Below are 17,343 nucleotides of genomic sequence, written 5' to 3'. Positions count from 1 at the left end.
AATTATTCTAAAGTTGAGTTACATCTAATAAATGACTTTCTTCTGATACTATATTTTGCTCAAAAACTGGTAAATCAAACCAGAAAGTTGTACCCACACCAAGTTCACTAACTAACTGAACCTTACTATGATGCTTATCCATAATATTCCTCACAATAGACAAACCTAAACCAGTTCCTTCCAAAGTATGAACTCGATTTTCTACTCGGAAAAACCTCTCAAAAATAGCCTCTTGGTCTTCAGGTTCAATACCACTTCCTGTATCTGAAATTTCAATTCTGACAAACTTTTGACAACTTGGTTCTGAGGGTAAATGTAAATCTATTGGCCGAGGAGGAGGAGGAGAAACTATCCATCCTCCCTCTTCAATTTGTTGAGCTTCAATATTGCAAATTTCAGAGTCAGATTCTAATATATATGCTCGAATCATTATCTTTCCTCCTGCTTCAGTAAACTTCATAGCATTGCCTACTAAATTAGCAAATACTTGTAACAATAAATCGTAATGACCAACGACAGAAGGCAAGTGAGGTTCTATCTCATAATTTAACTCTATTTCCTTATCTTTAGCATTGAGTTGATAAGTCCTTAAAGTTTGTTCTATAGGTTGAGAAATATCAACAGCATCTAGATGATAAATATGACAAGACTCCAGACGACTCAGGTCTAAAACATCATTAACCAAACGAGTCAAACGGTCTGTTTCGTGATTAGCAGTTTCCAGAAATTCTCTTCTTTCTATTTCACTTAAATCTTCCCCATATTCGTGTAAAGTTTCGATGAAAGATTTAATATTAAATAGAGGAGTTCTTAACTCGTGAGATACATTACTAATAAACTGACTTTTTGCCTCATTTAACTCTACTTCACGAGTAATATCCTGCACAGTCATCGCAATTCCTTTCAGACTATCCCGGTACTGAGAATTTAAACCTTTTTCTAATTGATGCTCATAAAGAGTACATTCAATAACCTCAGGACGTTCAGTAGAATTACAAGTATCATCTGCGTCATAAATACAACTTTGACAAAGAGACTCTTTACCTGGAGATCTATGTAATAAAACCGTTGTTAATAACACTCTAATTATACGTTTATTTGGTTCATCCAAAGTGCAGCAATATTCACCACCTTCTATCTCTCCTCCTGCTATTTGATAAAGCGGTCTACTAATTTCCATTTGTACAGCTGCAGGCAAATAATCAATAACATTTGCACCTACAACACCCTTTCCTTCCCAACTAAAAATTCGCCTAGCAGTAGAATTAACCAACATAAGTTGTAGATTAGCATCTAACAATAAAGCACCATCAGCAATAGTCGAGACCAAAGTCTCCAACTTAGCTTTTTCTGCTCTTAATTCTTCAATATTTTGCTTCTTATAATTTTCTAACTGCTCTGCCATTTCATTAAAGCTAAAAATCAATTCCCCTAACTCTCCTCCAAATGGTAAATCAATCCTTTGCTTAAAATTTCCCTGAGCAATATTTCTCACACCTTCTGATAATTCCTTAATCGGTTTAGTAATAATCAAAGCATTAAATACTGCCCCTAAAATTACCATTGCCCAAATCGAAACAAACACTGCCAAAGTAACATCTCTCGTAAGATTTGAAGAAATAACAGCAGTAGGATTAGGATTAATTCCTATTGCCAAAACTCCTAAATATTTACCTTCTTGAATTAACGGCACAAAAACATCTGTTAATTCTCCATTGGGAGTTAAATGTTGTCGCACCATCGGTAGGACAGACAAATTTCCTGGCTCTACATTGGCCATAAAATCTTCTGGTAGTTGAATGCGACGGCGTAGAGTCAAGGAGGTCTTTACCTCTGATTCTGAGAAAGGCAAACCAAGGAAAATTTTTCCTTCCCGATCGGCGTAGAGCATATAACGTACACTAGAAGTGCTGCTGTAGAAAAGTCGAGAAAAACGAGCTACTTCGTTGCGTTTGCCTTCTGCCACTAGAGGGGCGACATTTGCAGCTAATAATAGTCCCAGGTCTCGACCATAGCGAGTATCATTGAGACGAGCATCCTGTTGAATGGTATTTACTGCCCAGAAAGAAAAACTACTCATTAACAAAGACACCATAAGGGTGACTACTGCCATGAGTTTGGTCTGGAGGGTAAACTCAGACCACCAGTTAGCGATAATTTCTCCGATTTTTTTTAGGAGGGCAAGCATGGGCTTAAGTCAAAAGTCAAAAGTTAAAAGTTAAAAGTTAAAAGTTAAAAGTTAAAAGTCAAAAGTTAAAGGTCAAAATTTAGTAGGCATTTTTGACTATATTATTAATTAGGATAACTAAGAATTCTTGAAAGCTCAGATTTATTTTATTTATATTCTGAATTGGCCGGGTGCATCTCATAATATTTGCAAAAATACTTTTTTCCTATATACTTGCTATTCCCTGTTTCCAGATGAGCTGTTGCCTAAAAGCGATAAATTTTTGGCTTTATTCAAAATTGAGATGTACCTGATTTACCGAATCATTAATTATTAATTATTAAATAATTATGGTTTAAAGCTTCCCCTTTTAAGGGTAAAAAAGCGGTCGTTTTGCTAGCGCAAAGCTCCGCTAACGGCTGTCGCCGACATGAAAAGCGCAGTTTCCCGTAGGGTGGGATGGCGTTAGCGAAGGGGTTATGTCAAGAGCGGTTCTCCTCGCCATATCCAATCGAACAAGAGAAGAAATAATATTTCCTTATATTCAATTCCGTAACGGTTAAAACCCAAAGTAATTATCAATTATCCATTAATAAACAGACCCAAAAACCCGACTACCTATATCCCGCCGATAATACATTTGGCCAAACTCTATAGAATCTACCGCATTGTAAACTTTTGTCCTAGCTTCAGAAAAGTCAGACCCTATTGCTGTTACTCCCAATACACGGCCACCATCGGTGACTAACTGTTGTTCCTGTAATTTAGTTCCAGCATGAAATACAGTTACTCCATTAGCTTCAGCTTTTTCTATTCCAGAAATTACTTTACCTTTCTCATAAACCTCTGGATAACCCCCAGAGGCTAAAACTACGCAAACTGCTACTCCTGGTTTCCAATTTATTGGGGGCAACTCAGCTAAACGCTGTTCACAACAGGCCAACAATAACTCTTCTAATGGACTGTCTAGCAGAGAGAGAATAGGTTGAGTTTCCGGGTCCCCGAACCGACAGTTAAATTCTAAGACTTTTGGCTCTCCTTGAGGACTAATCATTAATCCAGCATAAACAATACCTCGGTAGTCAATACCACGTTTTTGTAAATTAGTCAAAGTTGGTTCTAGAACTTCTTGTTGAATTCTAGTCATTAGTTCCGGCGTAATGATGGGAGTGGGAGCATAAGCGCCCATACCTCCAGTATTGAGCCCAGTATCTCCTTCACCCACTTGTTTATGGTCTTGAGCTGGTAATAGGGGACGAATAGTTAATCCATCGGTGAGGGCTAAAACTGATACTTCTTGACCTGTGAGAAATTCTTCGATTACCACAGACTGGGTATCTGGCTCGAATTCTCCTTGAAAGATGGCATCTATGGCATGATGAGCCATTTCAATTGTAGTAGCAACGGTAACTCCTTTTCCAGCAGCTAGACCATCTGCTTTGACCACTATGGGAACTTCTTTGATGTAAGCTTTGGCCGTTTCGGCGTTGGTAAAGGTGGCTGATTTGGCCGTGGGAATATTTGCTTCGGCCATGAAATCTTTAGCCCAGGATTTACTAGCTTCGAGGATGGCTCCTGCTTTGGTGGGGCCAAATATTTTGAGGTTTGGTTGTTGTAGATAGTCAGTAATGCCCAGGGCTAAGGGTATTTCTGGGCCAACAACTACTAGGGAAATATTTTGGTCAGCAATAAGTTGTTTGAGAGCTGGGAAGTCTTCAACTGGGATAGGTATATTTTGGCATTTTTGCAAGGTAGCAGTACCGCCGTTACCTGGGGTACAAAATATTTGTTGAACTTGGGGAGAGTGGGATAATTTCCAGGCGATCGCGTGTTCTCTACCGCCGTTACCTACTATTAATATTTTCATAAGGAAGGAAGAAGGAAGAAGTAAGAAGGAAGAAGGAAGAAGGCTTTAGTTATCTAAGACAGAAGACTTTGATGTTCAACCTGATTTAGAAAAGTTGATTTATAGATATCTATTTTATGCCTCACCTGATAATTTTATCAAAATCATAAGGGTCTAAAACCCCGCCTTTTAAGGCGTAATATTTTTGGTAGAGTTGCTCAAATCCCCTTTACAAAAATAACTTATGACTTCTGAATTTTGACTTCTGACTTCGTTAAGCCTCACCTTATAATAAGTCTATAATAACCAGATTTGTTATTAGTTATCAAGAAGATAAAGTTAAATTTTAAATAAAGTATAAAAGTCTCACTAAAAATAAGTGTAGGTAGTTAAGCTGAGATAATAACAGTTGCTAGTTTAGATTAGTTGGTTAATATGATTGATAATTTTCAATTACTTAAAAGTGATGATGATGTTTTGTTGTTTGAGGAAGGTAAATTTAAACATACATTTATAGTTGGGATATTTAAAGAATTGTATTTAGAAAAACTAAAAGACAGAATTTATTCAAGGAAAGGCAATAATCGCGATCGCGTGTTAGTGATTTTTTCCCTTTTAAATGGAGGGTTTAGAGTCGAACAGAAAGTAGATATAGGACTAAATAGTAGCAAATGGGAATCAGTGACTGAAGAAATAGAATGTCAACTCTTAAGACTGGGTGATAGTAGTTGGCAAAAAGGTAGACTTAGATTCAAAAACTATGTTGATTTTTTTACCAGAAGACAATAGAGAATTCAATTATAATTCTCAATTTAGCAACCCAAAATCAGAAATTAAAATAGAACTAGAATTTTGCCCAGATTTAACTATTGAACCGGAATCACCATTAGATGATATTCGTTATAGTGAAAGCTATAAAAAACTTTTATAAAAATTCTCTTTCCTGAGAAACAGAACATTACCGAACCAAGCTAAAGAAATATAAATCGTTTTCTTTATCCACTGATGTTTTAGAAAAAATAAAGCAAAAATTGGTAATAGTTATTGGTGGAAATGCAAACTGAAAGTCAAAAGGTTATGTTGATTTTTTTGACCAGAAGAGTACAGAGAATATCAATATAATTATCGGTCATTTCAGTATAGGAAAGCTAATCTTGAAATAGAGCTATAATTTGCCTCATATTTAACTATTGAACCGGAAGCGATTAGATGATATTTGCCAGATTGAAAGCTATAAAAACTTTGGTAAAAATTCTCTTCTCTGAAAAACAAAACATTATCGAACTCAGCTAAAAAAACTCATAAATTATTTTATTGATTGACCGATATTTGGGAACAAATTAAGTTATAAAAGCTTTGACTTATGTTGAAGCAAGATTTTAAATCTACGATGAAAATTTCCTACCACATATGAGCTATGTAGACTGCTGAACTGAAGTATGAAAATACTGGTTATTGAAGTAGATAAAAATTAGTAGCTACTTGGGAAAATGTTAGATATTTTATCCTAATTTTTTCAGTAATAAATCACCATTAGATGATATTCGCTGCTAGTGAAAACTATAAAAAACTTTTGTAAAAATTCTCTTCTCTGACAAACAAAACATTATCAAACCAAGCTCAATATAAATCGTTTTTTTTAATTGACCTATTCTTGGGAAAGAATTCAGTAAAAATTGGTGATAATTAGGGTTTGCGCTCAAAAGTTTTTTAGTAGGAGTAGGAGACAGGAGACAGGAGAAATGGCTCGGGAGCGAGGAGGTAGGAGTAATAATTTTCCCAAGATTGTTCTGTCCAACTCTTGCCTAAAATACTAACTTTTTGAGCATTTTAGACTGAAACAGGCGCACTTTTTTCAACCCTAAAAAGACTAAAACCAATATCAGTCAATGCTTTGATATTAGATCGGTAAGCCCTAATTATTGGTGCAAAGAAAAACTAAAACTCAAAATTTATGTTGATTATTCACCAGAAGAGTATAGAAGATATCAATATAATTATTGGTCATTTCAGTATCCGAAAGGTAATATTAAAATAGAACTAGAATTTTGACCAGATTTAACTATTGAACCTGAATCACCATTAGATAATATTCGCTGCTCGTGAAACTTATAAAAAACTTTTGTAAAAATTCTCTTCTATGACAAACAAAACATTATCAAACAAAGTAAAAAAAGTCATAAATTATTTTCTTGATTGACTGATATTTGGGAAAAAATAAAGTTATAAAAACTTTGACAACTGAAATGACATAAATTGAAGTAATATTTGAAATTTACGACTAAAAATTTCTCTCACATATTAGCTATGTAGCTTGCTGAACTAAAGTATGAAAGTACTGATACTAATTTTTTCAGTGAAGTAATGACAGAAAAATTTGTTAAAACTCTAGAAACAATAGAAAAATTTGCTTGAAATAGACCAGCAACTTTTATAGCTAAAATTTATCAATCTGAAAGTATTACTTTAGGAAAGAAATACTCAGAGCTATGCCAGAAACTAAATATTTACAATCGCGATAGTTATAATTAAAAATTAAGAAGATAAAATCAGATTATAAACTATGACCCAAAAATAAGGTCTCAGACTTCCCCTTTTAAAGGGATGAAAATAATAAACTTCAGTATTTCAAGCCTCCCTATTGCACGAACTACTGATAACTGATAACTGTTAACGAAGTTCCTCCGGAGGAGGCTAACTGAAATGACTCAATGCCTAAATCCTAATTGTTTAGAATCTAATCCACCAGAAACCAAATTCTGTCAGAGTTGCCATGAAAAATTAGTTTTAGTCGAACGTTATCGCGCCCTAAAAATTATTGGACGGGGTGGTTTTGGTCGAACTTTTCAAGCCGTCGATGAATTTAAACCCTCAAAACCTTTTTGTGTAATTAAACAATTTTTACCTCAATTACAAAGAACAGAAAATTTATCAAAAGCTGCTCTATTATTTGCTCAAGAAGCTGAACGTTTAGATACTTTAGGTAGACATCCACAAATTCCCGAACTTTTGGCATACTTTACTCAAGATAACCGACAATATTTAGTACAAGAATTTATCGACGGGCAAAATTTACAACAGGAATTAAAAGAGTCAGGAGCTTTTAATGAAAGACAAATTTTGGAGTTGTTAAAAAGTTTATTGCCCGTATTAGAATTTATTCATTCTCAACAGGTAATTCATCGAGATATTAAACCAGAGAATATTATTAGGAGAAAAAATAATAATCAACTTTATCCAGTGCGAGCTAGAAGCTCGCCAGAGAATAATATTATATTGGTAGATTTTGGCATAGCGAAATTTGTTACAAAGAAGACTTTAGCTGTGACAGGAACTATTATTGGTTCTGAAGGATATGCTCCTCCCGAACAAGCAATAGGAAGAGCTACCTTTTCTAGCGATATTTATAGTTTGGGCGTAACTTGTATTCATTTATTAACTGAAGTTGAACCTTTTAAGTTATTTGACGTGGGAGAAGATAAGTGGATATGGCGAAATTATTTAAAGTCGAAAGTGAGTGATGCAGTAGGAAATTTGTTGGATAAAATGATTATCAGGGCGACTAAGAAAAGATTTCAAAATCCAGGGGAAATCTTGTCGCTGATTAACCAGACTTATCAAACAGAAAAAAAGTTAACCCTTCCACCACAAAAATATCAAAAATTAACAGCACCACCCATTATTAATGAAACTTCTCCACCACAAACATTTCTCAGATCAATACCAGAATCAGAAATAGGAGAAATATTTACTTTTGAGGTAGTAACTATCAATAATTTTGGCAAAATAATCAATCGTACTCCTGGTAATGCCAGACAAAAAATAGAAGATTTAGGTAATGGCATTAAATTAGAAATGGTTTATATTCCTGGTGGAAGTTTTCTCATGGGTTCCCCAGAAAACGAAGTTGAAAGACTTAATAGTGAAAGTCCTCAACATCAAGTAACTCTTCAACCTTTTTATATTAGTAAATACCCTATTACTCAAAACCAATATCAAGCAATTATGGGAGAAAATCCTTCTAACTTTAAAGGAGGAAACCATCCAGTAGAAAAAGTGACATGGCATAACGCCATAGAATTTTGTCAAAGACTCTCTGAGAAAACTGGGAAAATTTATAGACTGCCCAGTGAAAGTCAGTGGGAATATGCTTGCCGTGCAGGTACAACAACTCCTTTTTATTTTGGAGAAACTATAACGTCTGAGTTGGTTAACTACAACGGTAACTATATTTATGGCAATGTTCCCAAAGGTAAACATCTAGAAAAAACAACTGAAGTGGGAAGTTTTCCTCCCAATGCTTTTGGTTTATACGATATGCACGGCAATGTCTGGGAATGGTGTCTGGACATTTGGCACATTAACTATAACGGTGCGCCTTCTGATGGAAGTCCCTGGGAAAATGAAGGAGATAGTAGTCAACGACTTCTTCGTGGTGGCTGTTGGAACATACATCCTCGGTTTTGTCGGAGTGCTCGCCGTATTAGAAATAATGTTGACTACTACGGCACCTACTGGGGTTTCCGCATTCTCTTGTTGCCTGATTTTCAGAAAAAGCTTCAAAATACAGGGGAAATATTGTCGGTTATGAACCAGACTTATCCCACAGAAAAAAAGTTGACCCCTCCACTACAAATATCTCAAAAATTAACAGCACCATCCCCTATTAATGAAACTTCTCCACCAGAAACATTTCTCAGATCAATACCAGAATCAGAAATAGGAGAAATATTTACTTTTGAAGTAGTAGCTGTCAATAATTTAGGCCAAATAATCAACCGCACCCCCGTTAGTGCCAGACAAAAAATAGAAGACTTAGGTAATGGTATTAAATTAGAAATGGTTTATATTCTTGGGGGAAGTTTTCTCATGGGTTCCCCAGAAAACGAACAGGGAAGAAGCTCTGATGAAAGTCCGCAACATCAAGTGACTCTCCAACCTTTTTATATGAGTAAATATCCCATTACTCAAGAACAATATCAGGTTATTACCAAAGAAAATCCTTCTCACTTTAAAGGAAAAAGTCGCCCAGTTGAAAATGTGACATGGTATGACGCAGTAGAGTTTTGCCAAAAGCTTTCTGGGAAAACCGGGAAAATTTATAGACTGCCCAGTGAGAGTCAGTGGGAATATGCTTGTCGTGCAGGTACAACTACTCCCTTTTATTTTGGAGAAACTATAACGTCTGAGTTAGTTAACTATGACGGTAATTATCCTTACAGTAATGTTCCTAAAGATAAATATCGAGGAGAAACAACCGAAGTGGGAAATTTTCCTCCCAATAATTTTGGTTTATACGATATGCACGGCAATGTCTGGGAATGGTGTTTAGATATTTGGCATATTAATTATGATGGTGCACCTAATGATGGAAGTGCTTGGCAAACTAGGGGAGATAGCAACACAAAAGTCCTCCGTGGCGGTAGTTGGTACAACTATTCTTGGAATTGTCGGAGTGCCAGACGTTACGACAATGATGGTAACAACCTTATCCACTACAGGGGTTTTCGGATTGTCTGGTATACCCCCGAAGTAACAAATTCTTTGGATAAAATGATTGTGGGTAAAACTAACAAAAAATTTCAAAATACAGGGGAAATATCGTCGGTTATTAACCAGACTTATCCAACAGAAAAAAAGTTTACCCCTCCACCACAAATATCTCAAAAATTAACAGCACCATCCCCTATTAATCAAACTTCTCCACCACAAACATTTCTCACATCAATACCAGAATCAGAAATAGGAGAAATATTTACTTTTGAGGTAGTAGCTGTCAATAATTTTGGCAAAATAATCACTCGCACTCCTGGTAATGCTAGACAAAAAATAGAAGATTTAGGTAATGGCATTAAATTAGAAATGGTTTATATTCCTGGAGGAAGTTTTCTCATGGGTTCCCCGAAAAATGAATTACACAGATATGATGCAGAAAGCCCTCAGCATCAAGTAATCCTAAAACCTTTTTATATGAGTAAATACCCCATTACTCAAAACCAATATTTAGCCATTATGGGAAAAAATCCTTCTGACTTTAAAGGAGAAAACTGCCCAGTAGAAAGAGTGACATGGCATAACGCCAAAGAGTTCTGTCAAAAGCTATCTCAGAAAACTGGGAGAATTTACAGACTGCCCAGTGAGAGTCAGTGGGAATATGCTTGTCGCGCCGGGACAACTACTCCTTTCTATTTTGGAGAAACTATAACGTCTGAGTTAGCCAACTACAATGGCAACTATACTTATGGCAAAGCTCCTCAAAGTGAGTACCGACAAAAAACAACCGAAGTAGGAATTTTTCCTCCCAATGCTTTTGGTTTATATGATATGCACGGCAATGTCTGGGAGTGGTGTCTAGATATTTGGCACGATAACTATGATAGTTCTCCTACTGACGGAAGTACTTGGGAAAGTCCAGGGAATAGTAATAAACGAGTGCTTCGTGGTGGTTGTTGGTGCAACCTTACTAGGAGTTGTCGGAGTGCCTGTCGCCATAGCTTCTATTCCTATGAACGTAATTCCCGGGGTGGTTTTCGTATTGTTTGTTTACCTGGTCTTTAGCTGAATCGCCGAGAAGCTTCACACCATAATCTTTGATTTGGCGACCAGATGAATCGGCAGCAAATTGAATAGGTTCGATAATCATAAAATATCTTCATTGTGTGAAGCTTCAAAAGTGTCGCGCCGGGAGTAAAATCAGCTTGCCTTCTCCCAAAAATTGTGATACTATCTGTATTATTGGGTCGTGTTCGTATATGCGCATGATTTTTTAGTCAATACCAATAAAAGTAGCTAACATCAATTTAATCAAGTTATGGAAGAGTAGGAAAATTCCCCAATAGCTTCTGGCATCTGAGAAAGAGGCTAATTTAAAGTATTTCAAATCTTTTCTTTTAAGACATAAATAAGAAAAAGTATAAAGTAGAAGTCAGGGAAAAACTCAAATTAAAGATTCGTATTTACAGAATCCAAAGATTATTACCATAAAATAGCTAATGGATCAACCTACCGAAAAATGAGGAGAGAAAAATTAGTCATTGATGGTAAGGGAAATCAAGAGCGATCGCCTCCCAAAACAACGAAATTATAGGCATTTGCAGCTTTAAAATTTTATTAAGTTATAAAATACCTCCAGATTATATCACTACCTATAATATTACAAAATTGAGCAAAAGAGCTAAAAAGATTGAAATTTCGTGAAAAAATGGGAAAATTTTTTCTGATATTTTGTCATCAATCCATGACAAAGTTTAAAATTTTCAAACTCAAAGCCTTATACGATAAATAAAACTTAGAAGAAGTAGTAAATATTAGGATAAGTTGTATATTTTCTAAAATTCATATTTATAAATTAAGACTGAATTAGACATCCTCCTAATTGCATCCAAACTATTCAAACCTAAAACCTAATCTAATTAGGGCTTGCTGAAAAAGTCTTTTAGTAGGGGTAGGAGATAGGAGAAATGTGAATGAGCGAGGAGGTAGGAGTAAGAATTGTCCCAAGATTGTTCTGACCAACTATGCGCCTAAAATAATAACTTTTTGAGCGTTAATGACTGAAACAGGCGTACTGCAATTCGACCCCAAAAAGGCACTTGTCTTTATATGTCAATGCTTTTAGATTAGATCGGTCACGCCCTAATTAATCCAAATCTAACTCATCAGCGATCGCTCGAAATAAAGCAACAGTTTCCACATCATCAATAGTCCTCAAAATACTATTACTAGAACCAGTTTTTACGCCAACAAAATTCTTTTCTGGATTAATATAAATGTATTGTCCCCAAGCACCAGTCGCACAATAATCACCATTTGAACCTTCAGGAATCCACCAATGATATTGATAACCCCACTTAAAATAAAGCTCATCTGTCGCCCCTGGTTTTAAGTAGGGAGCATCAGGAATTGTTGACTCTTTTACCCAACTTTTAGGAATAATTTGTTGTCCGTTAAAATGCCCATTATGTAAATAAACTAAAGCAAATTTTGCATAATCTCTCAAAGTACAATTCATCCCACAAAAAGTTACTTCAGTTCCATAATTATCAGTCAACCAATAAGCATCTGATTCTGCTCCCATTGGTTGCCATAATTTCTTTTCTAAATAACTGACAATATCTTGTTTAGTGACTCGCCTCAACAATAAACCTAATATCTGAGTATTCAAACTTACATATTCAAAGTAATTACCTGATGGTTCTTTAGCAGGATAATTTAAAATGACCTTCTCCATCGGTCGCATATACAAAAATAATTTATATAAAAGTTTATTAATATCAGAATTATCATCTTCGTAGGCTTCACTAAAATTTATTCCAGAAGACATTTGTAAAATATGCTTAATTGGTACATTGTTATATCCAGATGCTTTTAACTCTGGCATATATTTAGTAATTGAGTCATCAATACTTTCAATATAACCATCATTAATCGCAATACCTATTAAGGCAGAAATGAAACTCTTTGCCACTGACCAAGAAGTTTTTTTGTCATTTTTTGTATAACCTTGAGAATATTTTTCATAAACTATCGCATCATTTTTAACTATTAAAAATCCTGTATTACCTGTCCGTTGTAAAAAGTCTTCCATTGTTCGAGTTTCACCCTGAAATTTATAGGATATATTCAGGTCGCACAAATTTTCCTGAAAATTATAGGGTTTAGTAGAACAATGAATAATTTTACTGGGAAAAACCCGATCCATATTACGGAAATTATTCACCCTTTTATCATCATCAAACATAGTTATTTTTGGTTCAAGATAAAAGTGCCAAATCATCAAGCTAGTCGCAATTAGAGGCACAATAAAAATTAGGATAAAATTGATAATTTTCATAGTTATTAACTGAAATGTAGATAGAGATACTTCTGAAGCAAGGTTCAGCATTTTCCTTTGGAATGCTCCGCCAACATATCGCGTAGCGAAACGTTATTCATGTTATCATCGGTGGATAAAATTGACTAGGGATTAACAAATGCCGGATGATTTAGTACCATTTCTTATCGGTATAAGTATTTTGATTTTTTATCTAGTATTTTCAGCTATGACTGAAATGGGAACAAAATGGTTTGATAGGAAAAAAAATGATTAATACTGTTGCTCTAACTATTCCTGAAAAAAGAATTGTTTTCTATAACTTTAATTGGCAGAAGTACCAAAAAATTCTTGAAGCTCTGGGAGAAAGTCGCAATGCCAGAATTATATATGACCAAGGAATATTGGAAATTACTATGCCTCTGGAAGAACATGAATTTGCCAGAGAAATAATTGGTTTATTTATCAGGATTTTAGTTTTTGAAATGGGTTTGAAAATCAAAACTTTAGGCTCGACGACTTTGAATTATCCACAATTAGACAGAGGTGCAGAACCCGACAATTGTTATTACATTCAAAATCAATCAAAGGTGGCAGGAAAAAAAATTGATTTAACTGAAGACCCACCGCCTGATTTAGTAGTAGAAGTTGATATTACTCATACCGATATTAATAAGCTTAATCTTTATGCCAGCATGGGAATCTCAGAATTTTGGCGTTATGATGGAGAAATTTTACTAATTTATCAACTGCAAAATCAAAAATATGTTGAGGTTGAAACTAGCCCTACATTTCCTAAGATTGAAAAAGCAATATTTTATGAGTTTATCGAACAATCAAAACTAGATGAAGTAGAAGCAGAAAAAAAATTAAGAGCTGATTTAAGTAATTAATAATGACTAATTAGGTAGGTGAGCAGAAATAAACAAAATATTAGAGGGCGGGTTTTTAGAACTCGAGCGTGCTTAAGTCAAAGCTTTCGTTTTGGTTAAACCCGCCCATACAATTTTTTTAACGTTTAATTAGACTTACTTACTTAATAATTACCGAAAAATCCTGGTCTAAAGCCTCCATTTTTAAGGGGATAAAAAAAGAAAATTCCGTATTTTCTTGCTTCTTTATTACAAAGGTACTGATAACTGATAACTGATAACTGATAACTGATATTAGACTTACTTACTTAATAATTACCGAAAAATCCTGGTCTAAAGCCTCCCTTTTAAGGGGATAAAAAAAGAAAATTCCGTATTTTCTTGCTTCTTTATTACAAAGGTACTGATAACTGATAACTGATAACTGATATTAGACTTACCTACTTAATAATTACCGAAAAATCCTGGTCTAAAGCCTCCCTTTTAAGGGGATAAAAAAAAGAAAATTCCGTATTTTCTTGCTTCCTTATTACAGAGGTGCTGTTAACTGATAACTGATAACTGAAATTACCTCTCCTAAAAACTGATAGGACTGGCGAACTTGATTTTTTTTGTTTTAAAGAAGAGGCTTTAAACCTTAATTATTCGGTAACTGAAAGAAGGTAAAAGTTATAACAGAGAACACTTAACTGGGAACAGTGGAAAAAACATTGTCTAGTCTAAGATTCATCATCATTATAAGTCCTAACAGCTTTGGCTATTGCTATATCTAAAATTTAAAATTTCAAACTTGAAGCTAGTTGGAATCGGTTATTAACTATTAGGTAAAAAAGAGTAAAAATCATCTAAATTTTTAAATCTCAAGCTTGAATAAAATTGTAATAAATTATTGAATGTTAGGTAAAAAAGAGTAAAAAATATCTAAAAAATTCTTGAAAATTATTGTTCAACTTACGAAATTAATTTGTAATGTTTTATAGGTTCCTATTTCGTATGTAGCGTTTCCCAAGTTACTGATATACAGTTGTTTTTCTTCTTTTCTATTCCCTACTCCCTATTTCCTAAAGATATTTTTGCCCGCACCTGAAATAGGATTGTCATAGATTAATAAAACTGATAAAAACTATTTTTATTTTGTTATAGCAGTCGAAGCAAAGGGCGCGGACATATCAAAAGCTGAAAACTCAGACAACGCAAGATTCTTCCTTCTTCCTTCTTTCTTCTGCTATAAAATACAAAAGTTGAAACTGAATTTACAATCAAAATGAATAGTACTGAAAAGGCAAAAAAACACCAAAACAAAATTCAGCGAGTGGGTGTAATTGGTGGAGGTCAGTTGGCATGGATGATGGCAGATGCTGCTAAAAAATTAGGAGTAGATTTAATTATTCAAACTCCTGAAAAAGATGACCCGGCAGTATCTATAGCAAAAGATACTATTTTGGCAGAAATTGATGATTTTCAAGCAACTGCTAAGTTAGCTAATAGTTGTGATGTGATTACTTTTGAAAATGAATTTATTAATATAGATGAGTTGTCGCTTATGAGTAAAAAAAATGTAATCTTTCGCCCTAGTTTATCTGTCTTGAAGCCGTTATTAGATAAATATGAACAGTTATATTATTTACGAGATTTAGGTTTACCTGTGCCAAAATTTTGGGAGTGGAAAACAGAAGCTGAAGCAATAAAATTTCCTCTAGTATTAAAAGCACGTCGTCATGGTTATGATGGTCATGGTATTTCTGTTATTCAGGATATTAATAGTTTAAAATCTCAGAGAAATCCAAATATTTTTATTCAAGAATTTATCCCTTTTGACCGGGAAGTGGCAATTATTGCTGCTCGTTCAGTGACTGGTGAAATTAAAGTTTACCCAGTAGTAGAAACACAACAAGAAAATCAGGTTTGTCGGCGAGTTTTTGTCTGTGATGAAAATTTAGAATTAGTCAAAGAAATTCAGGCGATCGCTCAAACTCTCCTAAACACTTTAGAAGTCGTGGGAGTATTTGGTATTGAATTATTTATTACTAAAGATAAAAAAGTTTTAATTAATGAAATTGCTCCTAGAACTCATAACTCTGGTCATTACACTTTGGATGCTTGTGAGACTTCTCAATTTGAACAACATTTACGAGCTGTTTGTGGTCTACCTCTGGGTAGTACCGCTCTTAAGTGTAGGGGCGCAGTGATGGTAAATTTGTTGGGTTACGAATTTGCGGTAAATGACTACTTGACAAAACGGCAACAATTAGCTCAGATTCCTAATGCTTCGGTTTGGTGGTATGGCAAAACAGAATCTCGTCCAGGACGAAAGTTAGGTCATGTGACAGTATTGGTGCATGAGAAAAATTCTACCAAGTGCCGTCAGAAAGCTGAGGCGATCGCCCAGGAAATTGAAAGTCTCTGGCAGAGTTAACGAAGTCACAAGTCAGAAGTTAACCCACCCCTAACCCCTCCGGTGGAGGTGAGGGGAAGTAGGGGATGCGTGAGCAACTCTCCAAAAATATTTCGCCTTAATAAGGTGGGGTTGCGCGACCCATATTATTTTGATAAAAATAAGTCTCAAGGCTCCAATTGATAACTTTTAACTTCTTTATAACTTTTGACTTTTAACTTCTTTATAACTTTTGACTTTCCTCATAGGGGATGACATTGAAAAAATAATCGCTATAATGATATCTAGGTTCTACTGCGACGTTGGTGACTGCCAAAAATGTTTTTTTGACCTACAAATCAAAAAACATCGGGACCTAGATGTTTGAGTGGCAGTAAACTGAGCTTGTACTCAGAAACTTTAAACTTGAGCCGAGGAACCCACCTGGTATTATCCAGGTCAAAAGCTGAGGTAAGACGGCGTTGTGGTGAACTATTTTTCTTGTGAGCAGGATCGGGAAAGGAATTGCCAAAAAATTAAGCTTAGCAATGGTTATCCTAAGACTAATAATTCCCCAAATCATAAGAAAACTTGCAGCAAGAGTTATGCTCAATACTTGATAAGGTAGCGAAACAAAAATTACCCATTAAAATAGTTTAAAAGTTAAAATAAAAAGCTAATAGACTAGTGCAGGATGGTGGAAATAACTGACCAGTTACAAAATCCTAAAACAATTACAAATAAAAAATGATTGACTTTTAAATGCATGACTTTTAACTTCCGCGTAGCGGCACTAGGACAAAATTGTGAATAAATAAAAAATATTGCAGTTTATTAAGAAGTATATTAGTGAAATAGCACTATAATTAGAAGAAGTTCCTCTAGACGAAACTGATAGTCTCAAAAACTTAGGCATCGATTCAGTCAATCGAGCAGAAATTATTATGATGGTGATCGAAGAGTTATCCTTAAATATCCCCCGCATAGAACTAGCTCGAGCAAATAGTATTGGAGAACTAGCTGATTTATTTGCAGCTAAGTTATAAGTACACAAATGGTTAGTTCTGCTAGGGTAATGGTAGATGAGGATGAACAACAGCGCTTCATGGGAGCAAGAAACGAGCAAGTGAGCAAGATACTCCGACTGTTTTTTCTTAACTAAAAATAATCACATATAGATCGCCATTACAATGGACTACCACCCACAGATGAATAGTTCAAATTAATTAATAAATCAGGTTGATTTAGGAAAAAGTAACCTAAAGATATTCT

General features: G+C 34.8%; 9 protein-coding genes, 1 other RNA gene and 1 pseudogene. 8 read left to right on the top strand and 3 right to left on the bottom strand.

Features of this window, described 5'->3' with window-relative positions:
• Window positions 1-7 precede the first annotated feature (7 nt).
• Both F6K18_RS12675 and purD read right to left on the bottom strand, forming a co-directional pair.
• Window positions 8-2,188 carry an ATP-binding protein gene (locus tag F6K18_RS12675; RefSeq protein ID WP_287521219.1) on the bottom strand — a complete coding sequence of 727 codons (2,181 nt, stop codon included), beginning with the start codon at window positions 2,186-2,188 and terminating at the stop codon, window positions 8-10.
• A gap of 568 nt (window positions 2,189-2,756) precedes the next feature.
• Window positions 2,757-4,034: a phosphoribosylamine--glycine ligase gene (purD, locus tag F6K18_RS12670; protein ID WP_287521217.1), complete on the bottom strand. Its 1,278-nt coding sequence runs from the start codon at window positions 4,032-4,034 to the stop codon at window positions 2,757-2,759.
• Window positions 4,035-4,448: 414 nt separating this feature from the next.
• On the opposite strand from purD, the gene F6K18_RS12665 reads away from it, so the two are divergent.
• The 4 genes from F6K18_RS12665 (at window position 4,449) to F6K18_RS12650 (ending at window position 10,571) form a co-directional block, all read left to right on the top strand.
• Entirely contained in the window at window positions 4,449-4,802 is a 354-nt protein-coding gene (locus F6K18_RS12665; protein ID WP_287521216.1) for a KGK domain-containing protein, read from the top strand.
• The gene (locus F6K18_RS12660) at window positions 4,774-4,944 is read left to right on the top strand and encodes a hypothetical protein (RefSeq protein ID WP_287521215.1); all 171 of its coding nucleotides are present in this window, start codon (window positions 4,774-4,776) and stop codon (window positions 4,942-4,944) included. The genes F6K18_RS12665 and F6K18_RS12660 overlap by 29 nt, the downstream gene beginning before the upstream one ends.
• 745 nt (window positions 4,945-5,689) lie before the next feature.
• A complete protein-coding gene (locus tag F6K18_RS12655) occupies window positions 5,690-5,830 on the top strand; it encodes a hypothetical protein (RefSeq protein WP_287521214.1) in 141 nt (46 codons plus the stop codon).
• Between the two features lie 886 nt (window positions 5,831-6,716).
• Window positions 6,717-10,571 (top strand): bifunctional serine/threonine-protein kinase/formylglycine-generating enzyme family protein, encoded by a 3,855-nt coding sequence (locus tag F6K18_RS12650; protein WP_287521213.1) that lies wholly within the window; start codon window positions 6,717-6,719, stop codon window positions 10,569-10,571.
• Between the two features lie 1,081 nt (window positions 10,572-11,652).
• Here F6K18_RS12650 and F6K18_RS12645 read toward each other — a convergent pair.
• Window positions 11,653-12,846 (bottom strand): serine hydrolase, encoded by a 1,194-nt coding sequence (locus F6K18_RS12645; RefSeq protein ID WP_287521211.1) that lies wholly within the window; start codon window positions 12,844-12,846, stop codon window positions 11,653-11,655.
• 248 nt (window positions 12,847-13,094) lie between these two features.
• Here F6K18_RS12645 and F6K18_RS12640 point away from each other — a divergent pair, with 248 nt between their 5' ends.
• From F6K18_RS12640 to F6K18_RS12625, 4 genes and pseudogenes are all read left to right on the top strand, one after another.
• On the top strand, window positions 13,095-13,718 hold the full coding sequence (locus tag F6K18_RS12640; RefSeq protein WP_287521210.1) for a Uma2 family endonuclease: 624 nt from the start codon (window positions 13,095-13,097) through the stop codon (window positions 13,716-13,718).
• 1,243 nt (window positions 13,719-14,961) lie between these two features.
• Entirely contained in the window at window positions 14,962-16,113 is a 1,152-nt protein-coding gene (locus tag F6K18_RS12635; protein WP_287521208.1) for a 5-(carboxyamino)imidazole ribonucleotide synthase, read from the top strand.
• Between the two features lie 267 nt (window positions 16,114-16,380).
• Window positions 16,381-16,566, top strand: a non-coding RNA gene (ssrS, locus tag F6K18_RS12630) — 6S RNA.
• Window positions 16,567-16,958: 392 nt separating this feature from the next.
• Window positions 16,959-17,117: pseudogene (locus F6K18_RS12625) on the top strand (phosphopantetheine-binding protein); the annotation flags it as partial.
• Window positions 17,118-17,343: the final 226 nt, after the last annotated feature.

The organism is Okeania sp. SIO2C2 (assembly GCF_010692625.1).
GTDB lineage: Bacteria > Cyanobacteriota > Cyanobacteriia > Cyanobacteriales > Microcoleaceae > Okeania > Okeania hirsuta.
This window is presented reverse-complemented; position numbering and strand designations above follow the sequence as displayed.

Excerpts from the sequence above, each read along its gene's own strand:
- purD (WP_287521217.1), bottom strand. The coding sequence starts at position 4,034 with ATGAAAATATTAATAGTAGGTAACGGCGGTAGAGAACACGCGATCGCC.
- F6K18_RS12665 (WP_287521216.1), top strand. The coding sequence starts at position 4,449 with ATGATTGATAATTTTCAATTACTTAAAAGTGATGATGATGTTTTGTTG.
- F6K18_RS12645 (WP_287521211.1), bottom strand. The coding sequence starts at position 12,846 with ATGAAAATTATCAATTTTATCCTAATTTTTATTGTGCCTCTAATTGCG.
- F6K18_RS12660 (WP_287521215.1), top strand. The coding sequence starts at position 4,774 with ATGTTGATTTTTTTACCAGAAGACAATAGAGAATTCAATTATAATTCT.
- F6K18_RS12650 (WP_287521213.1), top strand. The coding sequence starts at position 6,717 with ATGACTCAATGCCTAAATCCTAATTGTTTAGAATCTAATCCACCAGAA.
- F6K18_RS12675 (WP_287521219.1), bottom strand. The coding sequence starts at position 2,188 with ATGCTTGCCCTCCTAAAAAAAATCGGAGAAATTATCGCTAACTGGTGG.
- F6K18_RS12635 (WP_287521208.1), top strand. The coding sequence starts at position 14,962 with ATGAATAGTACTGAAAAGGCAAAAAAACACCAAAACAAAATTCAGCGA.
- F6K18_RS12640 (WP_287521210.1), top strand. The coding sequence starts at position 13,095 with ATGATTAATACTGTTGCTCTAACTATTCCTGAAAAAAGAATTGTTTTC.